The sequence below is a fragment of the Enorma shizhengliae genome, from assembly GCF_009676995.1.
Taxonomy (GTDB): Bacteria; Actinomycetota; Coriobacteriia; order Coriobacteriales; family Coriobacteriaceae; genus Enorma; species Enorma massiliensis.
In genome coordinates this window covers 1-20,189 of sequence record NZ_VTFZ01000007.1, presented here as the reverse complement: position 1 = coordinate 20,189, position 20,189 = coordinate 1, and the positions used below count along the sequence as shown (strand labels likewise).

The 20,189-nt window shown below is 62.3% G+C and carries 17 protein-coding genes; 1 reads left to right on the top strand and 16 read right to left on the bottom strand.

All coding sequences use genetic code 11. The features are described from left to right. Positions 1-242: 242 nt before the first annotated feature. From ftsY to GJE22_RS05950, 15 genes are all read right to left on the bottom strand, one after another. Positions 243-1,154 carry a signal recognition particle-docking protein FtsY gene (gene ftsY / locus GJE22_RS06020; protein ID WP_144688384.1) on the bottom strand — a complete coding sequence of 304 codons (912 nt, stop codon included), beginning with the start codon at positions 1,152-1,154 and terminating at the stop codon, positions 243-245. Further along, the gene (gene smc / locus GJE22_RS06015) at positions 1,154-4,690 is read right to left on the bottom strand and encodes a chromosome segregation protein SMC (protein WP_144688383.1); all 3,537 of its coding nucleotides are present in this window, start codon (positions 4,688-4,690) and stop codon (positions 1,154-1,156) included. The genes ftsY and smc overlap by 1 nt, the downstream gene beginning before the upstream one ends. Positions 4,691-4,699: 9 nt before the next feature. After that, on the bottom strand, positions 4,700-5,425 hold the full coding sequence (gene rnc, locus GJE22_RS06010; RefSeq protein ID WP_144688382.1) for a ribonuclease III: 726 nt from the start codon (positions 5,423-5,425) through the stop codon (positions 4,700-4,702). Positions 5,426-5,428: 3 nt separating this feature from the next. Further along, on the bottom strand, positions 5,429-5,674 hold the full coding sequence (locus GJE22_RS06005; RefSeq protein WP_144688381.1) for an acyl carrier protein: 246 nt from the start codon (positions 5,672-5,674) through the stop codon (positions 5,429-5,431). Between the two features lie 126 nt (positions 5,675-5,800). After that, a complete protein-coding gene (gene plsX / locus GJE22_RS06000) occupies positions 5,801-6,820 on the bottom strand; it encodes a phosphate acyltransferase PlsX (RefSeq protein ID WP_144688380.1) in 1,020 nt (339 codons plus the stop codon). Between the two features lie 79 nt (positions 6,821-6,899). Next, complete coding sequence (gene rpmF, locus GJE22_RS05995; RefSeq protein ID WP_019128440.1) at positions 6,900-7,079, bottom strand: 50S ribosomal protein L32; 180 nt, start codon at positions 7,077-7,079, stop codon at positions 6,900-6,902. 95 nt (positions 7,080-7,174) lie between these two features. Next, the gene (locus GJE22_RS05990; RefSeq protein ID WP_144688379.1) at positions 7,175-7,729 is read right to left on the bottom strand and encodes a YceD family protein; all 555 of its coding nucleotides are present in this window, start codon (positions 7,727-7,729) and stop codon (positions 7,175-7,177) included. A 2-nt stretch (positions 7,730-7,731) separates the two neighbouring features. Then, positions 7,732-8,235, bottom strand: a complete 504-nt coding sequence (locus GJE22_RS05985; protein ID WP_019128442.1) for an ATP synthase subunit B family protein — start codon at positions 8,233-8,235, stop codon at positions 7,732-7,734. 65 nt (positions 8,236-8,300) lie between these two features. Next, on the bottom strand, positions 8,301-8,810 hold the full coding sequence (gene coaD / locus GJE22_RS05980; RefSeq protein ID WP_144688378.1) for a pantetheine-phosphate adenylyltransferase: 510 nt from the start codon (positions 8,808-8,810) through the stop codon (positions 8,301-8,303). A gap of 87 nt (positions 8,811-8,897) precedes the next feature. Continuing rightward, positions 8,898-9,482, bottom strand: a complete 585-nt coding sequence (rsmD, locus tag GJE22_RS05975) for a 16S rRNA (guanine(966)-N(2))-methyltransferase RsmD (protein WP_144688377.1) — start codon at positions 9,480-9,482, stop codon at positions 8,898-8,900. Then, positions 9,479-11,674 (bottom strand): ATP-dependent DNA helicase RecG, encoded by a 2,196-nt coding sequence (gene recG / locus GJE22_RS05970; RefSeq protein WP_144688376.1) that lies wholly within the window; start codon positions 11,672-11,674, stop codon positions 9,479-9,481. Before recG ends, rsmD begins: the two co-directional genes overlap by 4 nt. 3 nt (positions 11,675-11,677) lie before the next feature. After that, entirely contained in the window at positions 11,678-13,348 is a 1,671-nt protein-coding gene (locus tag GJE22_RS05965; RefSeq protein ID WP_144688375.1) for a DAK2 domain-containing protein, read from the bottom strand. Between the two features lie 47 nt (positions 13,349-13,395). Continuing rightward, the gene (locus tag GJE22_RS05960; RefSeq protein WP_186297433.1) at positions 13,396-13,779 is read right to left on the bottom strand and encodes an Asp23/Gls24 family envelope stress response protein; all 384 of its coding nucleotides are present in this window, start codon (positions 13,777-13,779) and stop codon (positions 13,396-13,398) included. A 153-nt stretch (positions 13,780-13,932) separates the two neighbouring features. Further along, positions 13,933-15,747, bottom strand: a complete 1,815-nt coding sequence (locus tag GJE22_RS05955; protein WP_144688374.1) for an ABC transporter ATP-binding protein — start codon at positions 15,745-15,747, stop codon at positions 13,933-13,935. Continuing rightward, complete coding sequence (locus GJE22_RS05950) at positions 15,747-18,059, bottom strand: ABC transporter ATP-binding protein (protein WP_144688373.1); 2,313 nt, start codon at positions 18,057-18,059, stop codon at positions 15,747-15,749. Before GJE22_RS05950 ends, GJE22_RS05955 begins: the two co-directional genes overlap by 1 nt. A 635-nt stretch (positions 18,060-18,694) precedes the next feature. On the opposite strand from GJE22_RS05950, the gene rpmB reads away from it, so the two are divergent. Then, positions 18,695-18,883, top strand: coding sequence for a 50S ribosomal protein L28 (rpmB, locus tag GJE22_RS05945; RefSeq protein WP_019128451.1), 189 nt, complete (start codon positions 18,695-18,697; stop codon positions 18,881-18,883). 1,221 nt (positions 18,884-20,104) lie between these two features. Here rpmB and GJE22_RS10305 read toward each other — a convergent pair. After that, positions 20,105-20,189, bottom strand: an 85-nt coding sequence (locus tag GJE22_RS10305; protein WP_407923528.1) for an IS3 family transposase, incomplete at its 5' end; no start/stop codon positions are given.

The following is a 20,189-nucleotide window of genomic DNA, read 5'->3' as shown; positions in this document are numbered from 1 at the left end:
CCCTCTGTAGCAAAGCTACAAAGGGCTGTGGAACTCGCGGCGGACCATGCATCCGGCCGCACTGCGCGGCATCACGTGCTCGCAGCGGGTGGATACGGAAGGTACTACGGACATGGTAGCAGGTTCGTAGCTGGAGCGTGTGAGTGGGAAAACAAGTCTCTCGGCTTTACGCCCATGCGGTAGTCAAAACGGACCCGTCCCAAAATGACTCGGTGGTCAAAACGGACACGTCCCAAAATGACTCACTCGCCTACCAGGGCGCGGCAGAAATCGTGTGCGTCGAAGTCCTGAAGGTCCTCGATGCGCTCGCCTACGCCCACGTGGAGAATGGGAAGCTTGAGCTTGGAGGCCACGGCGAGCGCTATGCCGCCCTTGGCGGTGCCATCGAGCTTGGTCATGATGACGCCATCGAGCCCCAGGGCCTCGTTGAACTCGAGCGCCTGGTTGAGACCGTTCTGGCCGGTCCCGGCATCAAGAACGAGCACCACGTGCACCGGCATGGGCCCCGCCTTGCACTTCTCGGCGCGCTTGCGGGTCACGTTCACAACCTTCGCAAGCTCGCGCATGAGGTCAGCCGAAGTGTGCAGGCGACCAGCGGTATCAATAAGCACGAGGTCAGCTCCCTGCGCGTCGGCCTCGTCGAGCACGTCGTAGCAAACGCTCGCGGGGTCCGAGCCGCGGTCACGCTTGACTACGGGCACGCCGGCGCGCTCTCCCCACACATCGAGCTGCTCGATAGCCGCAGCGCGGAACGTATCGGCCGAACCGATGACCACGCGCTTGCCCGCCCCGTGCGCGGCGGAGGCGATCTTGCCCACCGTGGTTGTCTTGCCCGCGCCGTTGATGCCCACGAAGAGCACGCACGACGGCGTATCGAAGAAGAAATCGTGCTCGGGCTCCACAAACACCTCGGCCAAGCGGTCAGCAAGCGCACCGCGCAGCTGCTGGGCGGTCTTGAGGTTCTTGCGCGCCGCAAGATCGCGCAGGTCGTCGGTCACCTGCATGGAAATCTCGGCACCCATGTCGCCCATGACGAGGGTGTCCTCAAGCTCTACCCAGAAGCCTTCATCGACCTCGCCGCCGAAGTAGAAGAGCTCATTTAAAGCCTCGCGGCTGCGCTCAAGCCCGCGCGAGAGGGCGTCAAACAGACCCATTATGCGTTCACGACCTTTCCGGTTGCCCGATCAAGCTTTTGACTCACGACACGGCTCACGCCATCGGCCTGCATAGAGACGCCGTACAGCACGTCCGCATCTTCCATGGTGCGCCTCTGATGCGAGACGACCAGAAGCTGGGTAGATTTTCGCAGCACATCGATGGCGTCGAGGAGCTTCGAGAGATTGGAGTCGTCGAGCGCCGCCTCGACCTCATCCAGCACGTAGAACGGCACCGTGCGCGTCTTGTACACGGCGAAGAGCAGCGCAAGGGCCGTGAGGCTCTTCTCGCCGCCGCTCATGAGCGTCATCTTGGTGATGCGCTTGCCGCGCGGCTGAGCGATGACCTCTATACCCGTCTCGGCGGGGTGCTCGGGATCGGTCATCTCGAGGTGGGCCTGCCCGCCCGGGAAGAGCATGCCGAATATCTCTTGGAAGTTCTCATCCACCTTGCTGAAGGTGGTAAGGAAGGCAGAGCGCATCTTGCGGTCGATCGCCGCAGTGATCTTCGTAAGGGCCCGGCGGGCGCTCTCGAGGTCGGCGAGCTGCTCCGCGATATAGTCTGCACGCGTGCGCAGGCGCTCGTACTCCTCCATAGCTACCTGGTTCACCGGGCCGAGGTTATTGATCTGCCGGACGAGGCCCGCGAGCTCGCGCTCCGCCGCCTCACGGTCCTCGGGCTCAGGAAGGGTGAGCGCTTCCTCGAGCACGGTGGTGCCGTCGGCGGTGATAGCGGAGACCGCGCTCTCCACCTGGACCTCGAGCTTTCCGCGCTCGACGTTGATCTCGTTCTGCGCGGCAACCGCCGCATCCACCTCCTGCTTGGCCGCAGCGACCTGCTCCTTGGCGTCTTCAATGGTCTTCTTGAGCGAGGCGGAATCAGCCTCCTCGAGAGAAGCCTGGTCACGCAGACGAGCAGCCCATTCCATAGCGCGCTCAAGAAGGGCGGTGTAGCGGTCATGTAGCGGATCGACGCGCAGGCGGAGCACTTCGAGTGACCGCGCGGACTGCGTCGTCGCACGAATGCGGCGGTCAAGCCCCTCAAGGCGACGCTCCAGCTCCGGGACACGGCTGGTAAGCGAGCGTTTGCGCTCGAGCGCCTGCGCCCTACGGACCCGCGCATCGGCAAGTTCGCCGGCAGCATCGCTATCGGCACGACGAAGACGATCGAGCTCGTCATTCGCCTCGGCGATCTCGTCGGCAAGCTCTCCCGCGTGCGCACGCTCTTCGTCACGCGTGCGCTCAAGCTCCTGGGCGCGCGGTGCAGCCTCACGAGCCTGCCGGGCGGCTTGCTCGCGGCGAGCAGCCAGTTTTGCATGCTCGGCCTCCGCGTTGGCGAGCGTCTGCTCGAGCCGTCCGATTTCCTCGCGCGCCGAGCGCTGCTCACCCTGAAGGCGCGCAATCTCACTCGAAGCGTCGCGCTCCTCAGCACGCGCCACGTCGAGCGCCGCCTGCGCCTCGCTCACGCTCTGCCCAGCCTCGTCAAAGACGGTGGAAAGATCGGGCTCAAGGTCCTCGAGCTCACGAATGCGCCGCTTGCGCTCAAGAGCGCCGGCCTCGTGGTCCGCAGCGCTGCCAAGACGAACGATGCCGCCGTCGCGCACACGAGCCCCATCGGGCGTCACATAGAGCACACCCGGTACCGCGGGCGCTGCGAGGGCCTCTTCAAGCGAATCGACGAGATACACGTGGCCCAGCAAAGCCGCAACGGGAGCAGCGTAGCCATCGACCACGGAGAGCTGCTCGACCAAGCGTTTTCCCGCAGCCCCAGCCGCGGGCTCGGGTACATTGATATCGCGCGCGATCAAGGTGGCCTCCCCCGAAGAGGCAACCCCTCCCTGCATCGAAGCGCCAACCTCGCTCAAGCCCTCGGCAGAATCCATGATGAGCGCTTCCAGGTCGCCGGAAAGCAGCTGCTCTACCAGGGGCTCCAGCGCCCTTGGGGCCTCGATAAGATCGCCCAGGCGCGCAGAAACCGCACCAGCATGTTCATGCGCGATACGGGCGGCCAGAGGCGACGCATCCGCAAAGCGTTCATCGAGCTTCTTGAGGCTCGCGAGCTCGGAGCGAACCTCATTCAGGCGGTCGCGCGCATCGGATTCTCGTTTACGGAGCTCCGCCAAGGTGTCCTGAGAGGCTTCGATGGCGTCCTTGGCCTCTTCCAATGCTGCCGTCGCATCGGCAAGCTCAGCATCGACTTCCTCGGCACGGACACGGCGGGCCTCGAGCGCAGCGCGAACGTTATCGGCCTCATCGTCGATCTGTTCAAGGCGCGAGGCGAACATCGAATCCTCGAGCTCGGCATTGGAGAGCGATTCCCGAACCTTTGCAAGCTCGAGCGTGGCGTCATCGGCTTTGCGCTGAGATTCGCGCTGTTCGCGCGTGAGCGCACCGATGCGGCGGTCGAGCTCCTCGCGGCGTGTGCGCGATTCCTGCGCCGCCGGCTCAAGGCGCGCGACGTCGTCTTCCGCCACCGCGAGCGCGGCGCCCACTTCTTCGAGCTTCTCGCGCGCCTCGGCGAGCTCGCTCGCCAAGCGCCGGCGCTGGTGCTCCGACCCGGAAAGCGTGCCCCGCATCTCGGAGAGACGCGTCACCATGTTGTGGCCCTTTTCCTCAAGCAGGCGCATGTCCGAGTTGAGCCTGCCGATCACATCCTGCATGCGGCGGCGCTGCTCCCCGAGGTCGCCCACGAAGAGCCCTTTTTCCTCGAGCATGACCTGGAGCTTCTCCAGCTCGCGTTCCTTCTCGCCCAAACGATACTGCGCGAGCTCGAGCGCGGCCGCGGCCTCCTTGGCGCGATGCTCGCACTCTCCCCAGGTTTTCTGCAGGCGGCGCAGCTCGTCCACGGCAAGTATCCGCGTGAGCTCGTTTGCTCGCTCGGTAAGGTCGCGATGTTTGCGGGCGCGGTCCACCTGGCGCTCAAGCGGGCGCAGCTGGCGCGTGATCTCGCGGCTGATGTCGCGGGCACGAGTGAGATGCTCATCCATGCTCTTGATCTTGCGCGCGGCGCGCTCCTTGCGGCGCTTGTGCTTGGAGATGCCTGCGGCCTCCTCGATGAGCGCGCGGCGCTCCTCCGGGCGGCTCTGAAGGATGGAGTCGAGCTTGCCCTGGCTGATGATGGAATGGGTGTCCTTGCCCAGGCCGGAATCGTGCAGGATGTCTTGGATATCCATGAGGCGGCACGGGCTCTGGTTGATGAGGTACTCGCTCTCACCCGAACGGTACATGCGCCGCGTGATGGCAACCTCGTTGAAATCGACGGGGAGCACGTGGTCGGAATTGTCGAGCACGAGCGAGACCTCGGCCACGCCCACGGGCTTGCGCGCCGAGGAACCCGAGAAGATGACATCCTCCATGGCCTGGCCGCGCAGCTGCTTCGCGCTCTGCTCGCCCAAAACCCAGAGGATGGCATCGGAGATATTCGATTTACCCGATCCGTTGGGACCGACAATGACCGTGAGGCCGGGCTCGAAGACCATGTGCGCGCGGTCGGCAAACGACTTAAAGCCCTTCAAGGTGAGCGACTTCAGGTACATGGCGCTCCCCTATCCGTTCCGCGGCGAGACGATACCGCCGTCAGAGGTGTAGCCCATGCGCTCGAGCGCATCGAGCGCTGCGGCTGCCTCGGCCTTCTTCTTCGAAGGACCGGTCCCCTTTCCCTGGCGAGCGCCGTCCACGAGCACCACTGCGGTGAAGATGGGCTCATGAGCCGTCCCACCGGTACCGACGAGCTTGTAGGCAGGAGGCTCATGATGGTCGCTCTGCACGCATTCCTGGAGGTAGGACTTGGGATTGCTCGGACGCTCGGCGCGATCGGCGGCGAGATGCGGCTCGAGGGTGCGGGTGATGAAGTCCTCGGCCGCGGCGCGCCCGCCATCGAGAAAGAGGGCGCCCACGAGCGACTCGTACACGTTCTCGAGCGCGGAGTGCAGGCCGCGCGCGCCCGTTCCCGTCTCGGAAGCGCCGAAGATGATGCACTGGTCGATCCCGAGCTCCTGCCCAACCTCAGAGAGCATCTGGCCCGAAACAAGCGAGACCTTGAGGCGCGTGAGCCTGCCCTCGTCGAACTGCGGGTAGGCTTGGTAGAGCGCGAGCGCAACGATGGAACCCAGGATGGAATCGCCCAAGAACTCCAAGCGCTCGTATGAGGCCGCAACCGGCTGCCCCTCGACGGCGGAGGGGTGCGTAATCGCGCTCTGCAGCAGGTCACGGTCGTGGAACTTGTGCCCGCAGATCTGCTCTGCGAGCGCGAGTTTTTCTGAGATGAGCAAGGCCTATGCCCCCTGCTGCGTTGCCTCGATGGCATCGATGGCATCCGCGACGGAGGCGATGGCGAGCAGGCGCTCCTCGTCCATCTCGATATCGAACTCGTCCTCGAAGGCCGTCACGAGCTGCAGACGGTCGAGCGAATCCGCATCGAGGTCGTCGAAGATGGTCTCTTCGGTGATCTGATCGATATCGATACCGAGGACATCGCTCGCGATATCGGCAACCTTGTTGAAGATCTCTGTGCGATCCATGCTCGCATCTCCTCTCACCATGCCGGGCACGCCGGCCTCACTATGCGTTCTGATTCTACCCCAGATAGCCGTGGGCTGCCGCCCGAGATCCCGCGCGCAATCACCGCCCCTGGTGACGCTTTCGCGCTACTTGACGATAGAATCCACCGAATCGATCACATGCTGAATCAGGCCAGCTCGAACGGCATCTGCAGTGGCAAGGGTGCCGTTCTTCACCGCCTCAACGGAAGTTGCGCCATGCCCGATAAGCACCACGCCCTTGAGGCCGAGAAGGATCGCCCCGCCCTTGGCGTCGCCCGATAGCCTCTCCTTGATTGCGCTGAGCTCGCTTTTCACCAAAAGCCCCGCGATCTTGCCCTTGGTAGAGGAAAGCAGGGTGCTCTTGAGCTCCTGAAGGATGAGCTTCGCTGCGCCCTCGGTCGCCTTGAGCGCCACGTTACCGGCAAAGCCGTCGGCGACCACGACATCATAGGAGCCCGAGACGAGGTCCGAGCCCTCGCAGTTCCCGGCGAATCCAGTGAGCCGCTCCTTCATCAGCTTGAAGCACTCCTTGGTGAAATGCGAGCCCTTGGAGTCCTCGGTTCCGTTGGAGAGCAGACCGATTCGCGGGTTCTTGATATCGCAGACCACACGGGCATACGCAGCGCCCATCTGCGCGAAGCGAAGCATGTCGCCCGGCTCCACATCGGGGTTGGCACCGAGGTCGCAGAAAACGGTGAGGCCGCCCGTGCGGTTAGGCAGCGCGGTGGTGATGCAGGGACGAATGGGGCGCTGCTCGCCCTCGTCCTCATATTTGAACGGCGTGACATAGGCGGTCGCGGCGGCAGTTACCGCTCCGGTGGCACCAGCGGAGAAGAAACCCTGAACCGTACCCTTCTTGACCGCGCGGCACGCGACAACAATCGACGACTTGCGCTTGCTCATGACCGCCTTGATGGGGTCGTCGCCCATCTCGATGGTATCGGGCGCCACAAGCGGCTCCACGCGATCGCGCTTCTGGGCAAAGGGGACCACGAGCTCCTCGGGGCCCACGGCAAAGACGGTTAGCTCAGCATCGGCCGCAAGCGCGGCATCGATACCATCAAGCACGACCTGCGGCTCCTCGTCCCCGCCCATGACATCGACCGCAACGCACACCTTAGACATGACATATCCTCTCAATAGCGAAATGGCCGACGCTAAGGCCGGCCATATCATGCAGCAACATACTTGCGATGCACCATCGTTACTCGGTAACGATGACCTCGCGATCCTTGTAGTAACCGCAGTTGGGGCACACATGATGCGGAAGCTTCACGGCGCCGCAACGGGGGCAGGTGGAACGAGAGGGGGCATCGATCTTCATATTTGCGGAACGACGGTTATGCGTACGGATGCGTCCCTGCTTTTGCTTAGGTACTGGCATGTTGACCTTCCTTATTACTTCACCTTAAGGCACTGCTTACGCGCAAGCAGTGATAATAGCATACTCGCTGCTCAGATGTATAGTGATTATTTGGATTAGTCGTCAAGCTTGAGGTTTTTGAGCACGGCAAACGGGTTATCGTCGCTCATCGCACGCTCTTCTGCCTCGCGCTCAGCGCAGCCGCACGGCCCTTCGTTGAGATTGGCTCCGCACGTGGGGCACAGCCCCTTGCAATCGGGCCGACAGAGCACCACGAACGGCGTGTCCATGATGACGGCATCGGCGATGGGGCCGGAAAGATCGATGACGCGCTCAGGGCTCACAACCTCGAAGCCATCCTCATAGGCATCCGGATCGTCGGGCTCTTCGAAGAGGTAATACTCCTGGATCTCGCCTGCGATATCGATGTGCGCGGGTTCAAGGCAAAGGTCGCACGCACCCGTGGCACCAGCGCGCACGAGCCCTGTCACGAGGACGCCGTCACCCGTATGCGTGAGCACGACATCATAGGAGATGCCGTCATCGAGGGCGAACTCCTTCTCGCCCACCGAATACGAGGGAGCGCCAACGGTGCCCGCAACGGGATAGCTGTCGCCGGGATTCTCGATGTGGTCTGCGAGCTCGATGAGCACCGGATCGAAAAGCGCCATGATTACCAAGCGCCGTTCTGGTTGCTGGTGTTCGCGCCCTCGTTGAGCTGCTGGCGGCAACGAGCAACGGTGGAGGTCAGGCTCTTGAGGTTCTCCTCGAGATGCGTGAAGACCTGCTCCGCATAATCTTCGGCAGCGTAGCGCGTCTCGCGCTCATACTGCTGAGCACGGTCGCGGATGTCATCGGCCTGCTGCTGCGCAAGGCGAACGATCTCCTGCTCTCCAGCGATGGTAAGCGCCTGCTGCTGAGCGTCAGCGATGATGGAATCGGCTTGAGCGGCGGCAGATGCCAGAAGCTCGTCGCGCTCCTTGAGGATGCGACGCGACTTCTGCCACTCCTCGGGATAGCTCATGCGAATCTCGTCAAGAATGTTGAAGAAGACCTCAGTCTCAATCACCTTGAACTGCGCGTTCTTGCCGAACGGCGGCTTGGCCTCTTCGATGATGCCCTCAAGCTCATCGACCAGGCTCTCGATTCTCTCCCCCGGAAAGTTATCGCCCGGCATTCGGTCTCCTTTCATAGGCTGCGAATAAACTGCGATTCATTTTCACATAGTACCACAGAGCGCGATTATCGCTCTTTAAAGCGCTCTTTGAGCGCGGCGTCAACATTCGGTGTGACGAATTCCGACACATCTCCACCAAACGAGGCGATCTGCCGCACGACCGACGACGAGAGATAGCCGTACTGCGGGCTGCTCATCACAAAGATCGACTCAAGGTCCGCGTCGAGACGGTAGTTGAGGTCTGCCTGCTGAAGCTCATACTCGAAATCGGTCATGGCGCGCAGGCCCTTGACCACGGCGCCGGCGCCTACTTCGCGAGCAAGATCCACGAGAAGGCCGGTAAAGGGCAGAACCTGAACGTCGTCAAGCCCTTCGCACAGGAGCGCCTCGCGCGCAAGGCTCACGCGCTCGTCGAGCGAGAAGGTAGTGCCCACTCCGTTCTTACCGAGCGACTCGGCAACCGCCACCGTAACCTGCGGGCAGATGCGGCGCGCGCGGCGCACGACGTCAACATGACCATAGGTGATGGGATCGAACGTGCCGGGGACGAGCACATGGGTGATGGGATCGGGCATGGAAGCTCCTTGAGAACGGAGGTACAGGACAGGCACGGGTGAGACAGTTGTGCCGGGTCATTTTGTCTCTGAGACAGTTGTGCCGGGTTAATTTGTCTCATCAACAAGCTGGAGGACATCGACCGTGGTGGTGCCATAGCGCTTCTCTCGCACGATCTCGAAGCCCTGCGGGTGTGCCCCAGGAAGATCTGATCGGTGCTCGAACAGGGCGATGGCGCCCGAGGCGAGCAGGTCGTGCGCCGCAAGCGCTTCAAGTAGCGCCTCCGCGGGCTCGGGCCCGAGCGCATAGGGAGGGTCTATGAGCACCGCGTCGAAGGGCCCGCCCGGCACGCGCCCGCGCGATGCTGCGGCGAGCACATCGCCCGTCACCACACGGTAGGTAGAGCGCTCCGCTTTGAGCCCCTCGAGGTTTCGGCGAACAAGCGAGGCGGCCTGCCGATCGATATCGAAGAACGTGGCATGCAACGCCCCGCGTGAGAGCATCTCGATGCCCAGCGCCCCGGACCCAGCGAACGCGTCGAGCACGCGCGCGCCGCCGATGCCCTCATCGAGGGCAGAATCGAGCACCGAAGCGCACGCCTCGCGCACGCGATCGGTCGTCGGGCGCGTTACCTCGCGCCCCCGCGGTTCCTCGATGCGACGGCCTCGCCACATACCGGCAACGATCCTCATCCACCGCTCACCTCCTTGAATACATCTCCATAGCGCCTGACGACCTCGATCCTCAAGGGCATCGTGGCGGTCGACGCAAGGTCATGAGCATAACGCAAGATCTCTTGCGCGTCATCGTGGGCAGCTTGGATAATCTCGACATCCGCCTCGAGGTCAACAAACCGAAGCGTCACCCCGCCGTGCTGCCTAAGACCCAAGATCTCGCCCTCATGGCGAAGGCGCAGATCGAGTTCGGCGAGCGCGAAGCCGTCGGAAGTGCGCTCTAAAGCTTCAAGGCGCTCCTGGGCGGTGCTTCGCGCGCCGGACTTCTTCGCATGCGTCATGATGAAGCAACGCCCCGCATCGCGCCCGCGGCCCACACGACCACGCAGCTGGTGGAGTGTTGCCAAGCCGAAGCGCTCGCCATCCTCGATGACCATCACGGTCGCCTCGGGCACATCGACGCCCACTTCGACCACCGTGGTAGAGACGAGTATCTGCACATCGCCCCGACGGAACGCGTCGATGACCGCATCCTTCTCGTGGTTCGGCATGCGCCCGTGGAGCGCCTCGACGCGCGCCGCGGGAAACGCTCTCCGCACGCGCTCGAGCTCGCGCTCGACGCTGTGCAGCCGAACCTTCGGCGCCGCCTTGCCATCATCCGCGTCGAGCGAGGGGGCCGACCCCGGCACGTCGTCGAGCTCGTCGGCAGAGTCGCTCTCTGCCACGAGCGGGCAGATGATGTAGGCGCGCTGCCCGGCCTCGAGCGCTTCGCGCACGGCGCCATAGGCGATGTCGCGGTTCGATTCGGTGAGCACCCGCGTCTGGACCCCTGCTCCCGCAACGGGCCGCGTGCGAATAACGCTCGTCTCAAGGTCACCGTAAACCGAGAGCGCAAGGGTGCGCGGAATGGGCGTAGCGGTCATAACGAGTAGGTCGGCGCCGGGACCTTTGGCGCGCAACGCATTCCTTTGGTTCACGCCAAACCGGTGCTGCTCGTCGATGACCACAAGAGTGAGGCGCTTGAAGACGACATCCTCAGAAAGCACGGCGTGGGTACCGAAGAGCACCGCGAGCTCGCCCGAAGCGAGGCGCTCCTCGATAGACGCCCGCTCATCGGCCGCCGTCGCACCCGTGAGCAACGCCCACGAGATCTCCGCCTGATCGAGCAGCGGGCCGCACTTCACCGCGTACTGCTGAGCGAGCACGCTCGTAGGGGCCATCACGCATGCCTGGGTATGAGAGTCGGCGACCGCGGCGAGCGCCATGCACGCAACGGCCGTCTTGCCCGTACCCACATCGCCCAGAAGAAGCCGGTTCATAACGCGGCCGCCTTCGGCCATGTCGTTAAGTATCTCGCCTACGGCGCGTTCCTGCTCGTCGGTGAAGGAGAACGGCAGCGCGTCGCGCAAAGCAGCAACATGCGCGCCGGGCACATGCGCGACGGGGTGAACATCAAGCAGGTTGGCATCGTTGCGAAGGCGAAGCGCGAGCTGCAAGAAGAGGAGCTCATCATAGGCCAGACGCTGCCGGGCCTCGTCACGCTCATCGAATGAGGTAGGAAAATGAATGGAGCGGAGCGCGCGGGAAATGCTCATAAGGTGGCGGCGCGCTCGGATGCGAGCGGGCAGAGCATCGACAAAGCCGTCGGTGCGCTCCAAGGCGCCCGAAACGATCCTCCGCATCCAGGCAACGGAAATGCCCTCCCCCACCGGATGCACCGGCATGATGGACCCCGACTGCGCGCGCTCGTCGAGCTTCTCGAAATGAGGCGAGCTCATCTGCTTGAACCCGTAGGCGAATTCGACCTTGCCCATGAGTGCGAGGCGATCGCCGGGCTTGATGTCGCGCGCAAGCCATGGCTGCTTGAAGAACGCCGCCTGGATCACGCCCGTTTCATCGATAAGCGAAACCTCGACCACGCTGAGCCGCGGGCGCGGGTGCTTCTCCACCACGCGATCGACGGTTGCGACGATGGTCGACACCTCGCCCAGCGGAGCATCTTCAATGGTATAGGCATGTGAGAAATCGAGGTAGCGACGCGGTATATGGAGAAGGAGGTCGCCCACGCGTTCGATCCCCAAACGCCTGAGCGCCTCCTCGCGAGCACCAGATACATATTTTAGGCGCGACACATCCTCATCGAGCGCGCTAGCCCGAAGCAGGCGCGCGTGCGCCGGCGACAAGGCATAGCTACGCTGAGGCGCGGCCACGATCTACTCGATCGAGAAAATCACCGGATAGAGCGGCTGCTCTCCACGGTGCGAATCGATCTCGAGGTCGGGCTGGACCTCCTCGATGGCGGCGATGATATCCTCGAAATCCTCGTCGGAGAGATCCGCGCCAGCGAGAATGGTGAGCGAGTCGCCCTCCTCATCTTCCTGCATGCGGTTGATGCACTCAAGCGTAACCTGCTTGACGTCGGACCCGACCACATCGATCGACCCGCCGATGATGCCCATGACATCGCCAGCGTGGATGGGCGAGCCATCGGACGCCTGGCTATCGCGCACGGCCGAGGTAACCTCGCCATCGCGCACATCCTCGAGCGCCTCGGTCATAGCCTCGACCGCATCCTCGAGCGAAGAATCCGGGAGCACGGCGAAGAGCGCCGAGAATGCCTGCGGCACGGTCTTCGTGGGAACGACCGCAACCTGCTTGTCGGTGCAGGCGGTCGCAGCGGCCTCGGCCGCCATGCGAATGTTGCCGTTGTCGGGCAGGATGATCACGGCCTCGGCGTTGACCTTCGAGACGGCATCGAGAAGGTCGGCCGTGCTCGGGTTCATGGTCTGCCCGCCCGAGACCACCACGTCGACGCCAAGCGACTCAAGGATCTCGGCCTCGCCGGAACCTGCCGCCACCGCCACGAAGCCGAGCGGCTTGGCAGGCTCTGCAGGCGCCGCATCCTGGTCCTCGTGAATCTTAGCGGTGCGCTCGCGCGACTCCATATCCATGTTGTGGATGAAAACCTCGTAGATCTGGCCGAGCTGCAGCATGTGCTCGAGCACGAGGTTCGGGGTATTGGAATGAACGTGAATCTTATAGTCGGGATAGGCGCCCACGAGAAGCTCGCAATCGCCCATGGAGGCGAGGAACTGGAGGCACTCCTCCTCGTCGAAGGGAGCATCCGCCTTGAAGAGGAACTCGTTGCAGTAGCGGTACTCCGAGCCCTCCCAGTCGTCGTTCGCTTCGATCTTCACGCGATCGAGCGCACCCTCGCGGGCGCTATCGGCGGAGGCATCGAAGGTGGCGGCGAAGTCCTCGGTCTTGACAGCGGTGCGCCCGAGGGCGGCCGCAACGAAGTTCTCGAGGAAGATGGCGAAGCCGAACGCGCCGGAGTCCACCACGCCGTTCTCCTTGAGCACCGGGAGCAGATCGGGCGTGCGCGCGACGGACTGATACGCCTCGACCACGATGGCGTCGAGTGTATCCTCGACCGACTCGCGAGCCTTGGCGCAAGAATCGGCCTTGGTGGAGATATCGCGCAGCACGGTCAGGATCGTGCCCTCGACCGGCTTGCGTACCGCCTTGAAGGCGACCTTCACGGCGTTGCGGAGCGCAGCGGCCACATCGGCAGACGTCGCAGGGTCCGTCGCGTCGACGAGCCCCTCGGCAACGCCGCGCAGGATCTGCGAGGTGATGACGCCAGAGTTTCCACGCGCGCCCATGAGCGAGCCGTGGGTGATGGCGCCGGCGATGGCCTCCATATCGGCATCGGCGGGAAGGCTGCTGAGCTCCTTCACCACCGAGGCGAGCGTGAGCGACATATTGGTTCCGGTATCGCCATCGGGCACGGGGAACACGTTGAGCTTGTTGATGTCCTCTGCCTTGTCAGAGACCGCGGCGGCCGCAATGGGAAAGCAGGTTCGAATGGTCTTCGCAATCATGTGGGATATCTCCGTTGGTTCTAGCCAGGGTACGTTGCGCCCGGCGTCTAGCCGAGGTTCTTGAGCGCGTCGATATGGATGACGACCTTCAACTTGGCGGGGTCGATCTCTGCGATCTCCTGCAGCGTGAACGCGACCGCGCTGGAAAGGTTCTCGCACACGGACTTCATGTTCACACCGCTCTCGAGCACCACGTGCAAATCGACGGCGAGCCCCTCCTCGGTGTTGGAGACAAGCACGCCCTTGCGCAGGCGCTGGCCGGCAAGCAGGCGCACGCTCTCGGCACCCTGCAGCTGCTCGGCCATGCCCACCACGCCATAGCAAGACATGGCAGCGTAGCCGGCGATATCGGCAATGACATCGTTAGAAACGCTCAGGCTTCCGGACACTGTATCAGGCACGGGAATCTCCTTATCTGATGCACAGCGCATCGGTTTCACGAGTAATCCCCTGTATCTTACTACGAGTTTGGAACCCATGCTGAAAATGCACGCCATGCAAAATCAGGACAGAGGTATTTTTGCAAAACCAGGACAGAGGAAATGCTGCGTCCCCTGCCCTGGCTGCCTCATGATCTGCGCCCGCTATTCCTCGGGCTCGCCATCCTCGAACTGGGAGTTATAGAGCTCGGCGTAGAAGCCGTTCTTAGCAAGGAGCTCGTCGTGCGTGCCAGATTCCACGATGTCGCCGTCACGCAGCACCAAGATCACGTCGGCATTGCGGATGGTGCTCAAGCGGTGCGCGATCACGAAGCTCGTGCGGCCCTGCATGAGGGCGTCCATGGCGCGCTGGATGCGCTCCTCGGTGCGCGTGTCCACGTTGGAAGTGGCCTCGTCCAGGATGAGGATGGGGCGGTCGGCAATGAACGCGCGGGCGATGGTGAGAAGCTGCTTCTGGCCCTGGCTCACATTGGAGGCGTCCTCGTTGAGCTCGAAGTCGTAGCCACCGGGAAGCGTGCGAATGAAATGGTCCGCGAGCGCGGCGCGGGCGGCAGCGTGCACCTCATCGTCTGTGGCAGACGCCCTGCCATAGCGGATGTTCTCCTTGATGCTCCCCTTGAAGAGCCACGTATCCTGCAGGACCATGGCGAAGTTCTCGCGCAGGTCGTCGCGTGCGTAGTCGCGCAGGTCCACGCCATCCACGGTGATGGACCCGGCGTTCACGTCGTAGAAGCGCATGAGGAGCTTCATGAGCGTGGTCTTGCCCGCGCCCGTGGGCCCTACGATGGCAACGGTCTGGCCCGGCTCCACATGGCAGCTGAAATCGTGGATGATGGTCTTGTTGGGAACATATCCGAAGCGCACGTGGTCGAAGGCGACCTCTCCGCGGCAGCGGGGCAGCTCGGGCGTGGACGCGTCGGCAGATTCCTCGGGCTCGGCCAAGAACTCGAATACGCGCTCGGCTGCAGCCGAGAGCATCTGAAGCATGTTCGACACCTGGCTAAGCTGCGTGATGGGCTGCGTGAAGTTGCGCACATACTGCATGAACGCCTGGATATCGCCCAGGTTGATGGTGCCGGCAATGGCCAGGAATGCGCCTACGATGACCACCGCCACGTAGGCGAGGTTCGCCACGAAGTTCATGATCGGCTGCATGAGGCCGCTGAAAAACTGCGCCCGCCAGCCTGAATCATAGAGGTTAGCGTTCTCCACATCGAAATCGGCCACGGCGCGCTGCTCGCGGTTGAAGACCTTGATGACATTCTGACCCGAGAAGCTTTCCTCGATGATGCCGTCCACGCGGCCCAAGATGGCCTGCTGGCGGCGGAAATACCGCTGCGACGAGCGCACGACGACCACCACGAGCACGAGCGAGACGGGCACCGTGAGGAAGGTGAGGCCCGCGAGCGTCACCGAGACCGAAACCATCATGACGGCGACGCCGATGATCTGCGTCACCGAGGTGATGAGCTGGGTCACACTCTGGTTGAGCGATTGCCCGAGGGTGTCCACGTCGTTGGTCACACGGCTCATAACGTCGCCGACCGAGTTCGTCTCGAAGTAGCTGAGCGGCATGCGGTCGATCTTCTCGACGATCTCCCTACGCATGCGATAGCACACGCGCTGGGTCAGGCCGGTCATAATCCAGCCCTGGACGAAGTTCATAGCCGCGCTCGTCACGTAAAGGCACAGGAGCCCAGCCAGAATGTAGCCGATCTTGGTGAAGTCGATACCACCCGTGCCCGTGACCTTCGCAGCGAGGCCCTGGAAGAGCCCAGTCGTAGCCTGGCCCAGAATGCGGGGGCCGAGCACGTTGAACACCACCGAAGCGATGGCACAGACGATAGCGATGATGAGCGCGATGCGCTCGTGCGCGATATAGGCGACGAGCTTCTTGATGGTTCCCTTGAAGTCCTTCGCGCGCTCAGACGCGGGACCACGTCCCATGGGGCCCGGCATCAGCGCTCACCTCCTTCCAAAGCGTTGGCGTCCAAGGCAGAGGCCCCGTTTGCCGCATCGTCAAGGCCAAGCTCCTTCGCAGAGAGCTGGCTCTTCGCAATCTCGAGGTACTCGGGGCAGGAGCGCAGAAGCTCTTCATGCGTACCGCGGCCCACGATGCGGCCATCGTCGAGCACGAGGATCTCGTCGGCGTGCATGATGGTCGCGATGCGCTGCGCCACGATCACGATGGCGGCGTCTCCCGCGCGGTCGGCAAGCTCCTGGCGCAGCACCGAATCGGTCTTGTAGTCGAGCGCGCTGAAGCTGTCGTCGAACACGAGCACGCGCGGACGGATGGCCAGGGCGCGGGCGATGGAAAGACGCTGGTTCTGGCCACCGGACACGTTGGAGCCGCCCTGGCTGATGGGGCTTTCGTACGTATCGGGCTTACCCTCGATGAACTCCGTCGCCTGAGCGATCTGAGCTGCCTCGACCATGTCGGCATCGGGCATGGAGGGGTCGCCGTACTTGATGTTGCTCGCTATGGTGCCGCTGAAGAGCATGCGCTTCTGCGGCACATATCCTATGGTGCGGCGCAGCTCCTCGAGGCCGATCTTTCTGATGTCCACGCCATCAAGCGTGATGGAACCCTCAGTGACATCGTAGAGGCGCGGGATAAGCTGCACGAGGGTAGACTTGCCGCAGCCGGTGGAGCCGATGATGGCGCAGGTCTTGCCCGGCTCGGCCGTGAAGCTGATGTGCTCCAAGGTGGGTTCGTCGGCATCAGGATAGGTGAACGTCACGTCGTTATAGGAGATGACGCCGCGCCACCCCTCGCCGTGCTCACGAGACACGCGATCGGCGGGGGCGGGGTCCTCGATGCTGGAATGGCAGGCAAGGACCTCTTGGACGCGCTCCGCCGCCACGTCGGCACGCGGCAGCATGACCGAGATCATCGTGAGAATCATGAAGCTCATGATCACCTGCATGACGTAGTTGATATAGGCCATGAGGTCGCCCACCATGAGGTTGCCCGCGTCGACACCCTGCCCGCCGAACCACACGATGCCGACAGTCGTGGCATTCATCACGATGAGCATCATGGGCATGAGCGCCGCCATGCACCGGTTGGTGAAGATATAGGTGTTGGTGAGCTCGCGGTTCGCCTTGTCATAGCGTTCCTGCTCGTAGGTCTGGCGGCCGAAGGCGCGGACGGGCATGATGCCCGTCACGATCTCGCGGGCGACCAGGTTGTTGCGGTCCACCAGGCTCTGCATGCGGCGGAACTTGGGTATGGTGATGCCCATGAGGATGCCGATGGTGATGGCGATGACCAGGATTGCGACCACAAGAATCCACTCGAGCCCGGTTGGCGTGGTGAGCACGCGCACCACGGCGCCGATGCCCATGCAGGGCGCGAAGAGCACGATGCGCAGGCACATCACGAGGACCATTTGGATCTGCTGGATGTCGTTTGTTGCGCGCGTAATGAGCGACGCGGCGGAGAACTTCTCCATCTCCGCAGGTGAGAACGACAGCACGCGCTCGTAGAGCTGGTGGCGAAGGTCGCGCGCGATCGCGGCCGAGGTCTTCGACGCGTTGAACGCCGCAAGGATGGCGCAGAGCGCCGAGAGCAGCGCGTAGGCGAGCATGGTAAGGCCTTCGGAGAAGAGATAGGACGTCTGGACGTCGTTCAGGTCCAGGCCGGCATCGCGGTAGGCATCCTTCACGTATTCGATGGCGCGGCCCTCGATGATGGTATCGCCCTGATCGCCGAGGGAATCGACGAGCTGTGCGCGCATCTGCGCGAAGCTGCCCGCCTCCACTTTGACGGCGTGCCCGGCCTCGGCAGACAAGTACCCTTCAACCATGCCGACGAGCTCGTCGAGGTCGATGGTGTCACCAAACTGCGCTTTGAGGGCATCGAACGCCGGCATGCCCTCGGCCGCCTCGGCGGAAGCAAAGTCCTCCACCGCAATACCTTGGTTTATCTGGTAGACGAGCATCTCGGCCTCGGCCATTTCGCTCTCAATCGCGGCACGGTCATCGTCTGAGCCAACGAAGGTGCGCACGCCGCCCGCATCGGGCCCGCTGTAGAACGCATCGACCTGGCTTGCAACGTCCTTGTCGAGGAATAGCTCGACATCTGCGAGGTCGCTCTCGGTGATCTGATCCGGAACGGCGCTCTCGATGCCGCCCTGGCTGATGCCCACGTCTACGATGTTGCTCATGAGCCCAGGCAGGGTCAGCTCGCAATTGGCCTGCATGAATAGCAGCACCAACGCGATGAGGAAGTTGATCCCGTGCCCTTTGAGGAACTTGAAGATCTTCAACGGCCCATCCCTTCCGTTGCCGTGCGCCGGGCCATCTTCCCGCCGCATGCCTCGCGACGGCCTATGAGCCCAGACGCTCGAAGGGCGCCCGTAGGCACCCTCCTCTTCTCGTATATATGTGTGTAGAGTTGCCGCATGCGAACCAGGCAGCACACCTGTCGCACGCCCTACCCCTCCGCGCACGTGGAGCAAGTTGTACCCCATCGATTTCGAAAATGGGTTGTCGCGGGAAAGCTTTGGGCACCCTTCATACAATTATCATTCATGAGGTACCGAACGGAATGCGTGGTTCGGGCAGCGTTGTGCCTGAGCACGATGCGCCGGGTGGCAAGCGAACGGTCGCGAAAGGAATCGCCTGTAGATATCTATATAAGAAGGCGAACATAACGCTCATGGAGGTTCCCCCCAAAGAGCTCGCGAACCACGTCCTGCTGGATCTCGCCCGGGAGGCAAGGATAGCGCTCATGGAGGTTCGCCCCGCCTGTTGACGGCGCTTAGCGGTACGCGTAGCATGTACGCGGGCAAAATGCTGGAATTTGTTCGTGAAGATTACTCGCATTTCCGGTGTTCTGTGCTATAGTTCCTATCTGTTTGATTAAGTGGGTAGTTCCAGACCGCCCAAGGAGGGTTTCGATATGTCCAAAGTTTGCGAAGTCTGCGGTAAGCACCCCGTTGCTGGTCGCTCCATCAGCCACTCCCACCGCGTGACCAACCGTAAGTTCCGTCCCAACATCCAGCGCGTGTACTGCGTGGTCGATGGCCAGCGCAAGAAGATGAACGTGTGCACCAACTGCCTCAAGTCCGGCAAGGTGGCACGCTCCTAAGTGCACTGGCGTCGCAGACGCGGCGCTCCCCTTCTTGGGAACTTATTTGCATGCAAGGCGCCCTTCGGGGCGTCTTTTTTGTTCGTTGTTCGCTCGCAGTTAAATTTGATCGTCGCCCCCCCCGGAAGCAAAGCACGACGAAGCCGTACGCGGCCAAAACGGACTCCGCTCACCATAAAAGCGGACCCGGCGCGCCACAAAACGAACTTCGTGCGCCACCAAAATTGACTGAGCCCGGAATTACGACCCCGCCCAAATACGTAGTTTCAACTTTTGGGCACTTCATCACGAACCCGTCAAGTACACAAAGAATGCCGCAAAAAACGCAAGCCGCTGAGCTGCGCAAACATGCGTACGATAAACCGCAATCGGCACGTCTACTTTGATAGCATGCGTTCGAGTGACCAAAAGTTGAAATCGGAATCTCCTAGGACCCATTGAACGCCCAAAACTCGCCCATAAAGCGGGCGGCGAGGGGGCAAGACCCCAAACATACGGAGACCGGAAGGCTCTGACGCGTTTTCCCGAGACGAAAAGGCAAAACAAACTTGCATCATCCGACATTTTGAATGGTGAATGGCACCTGAGCTTACTATCCGAACACTCGAGAACCCGCATCTCGTACTTAAGCGACTCGTCTGCTCGAAAGGTGAATCGCTTCCCTTGTCAACTACCTGCTTTTTCAGGTAGCCGGTCAAGCATGCACCATGCCACTCGTTGAATATGCTCGCATATCAAGCGGTATGAGCAGGTCGAGCAACGCTTGTTTGAAGGAGCGGCGAGCTTCAAGAAGGTATACTTTATAGCATTCGAGAATGAGCCTCTTTAGACTAGTTTACTTTTTCTTCAATATACGAACGTATGTTTCTTTTGCCAGCTCAGAATGGTAGAATATCGCCATACGAGCGGGCGGTGCCCTCCGAGTCCAACGGGGTATATGGAGGGATCCCATGAGCAAGCTCACCCAGCTGCTGCTATCGGCAGCTGTGCTTGTAGCGCTGATTCTGTTGGCCTACGAGATGCTGCTCGGCTAGGTCGAGCATAGGGTGATGCCTGCGCAAATGGGAACAGCCGCCTTTCGTGGAGACGGCTGTTCGGTGTGGGCATCACCCACCAAGCTTTATCCACAGGAGGGCTTAAAACCTTCTGCTCGTTACGAGTATACCCCAAAACGGCGTCCTGAACTGCGCCCCAAAACTTGGACGCGCTAAATGATAACCCCTAAGCCGCCTCCCGGAGGGCCCGCTCCCGGAACTCCACCGGGGTCAGCCCGCCCAGCTTCTTCTGGCGCCTCACGTGGTTCCAA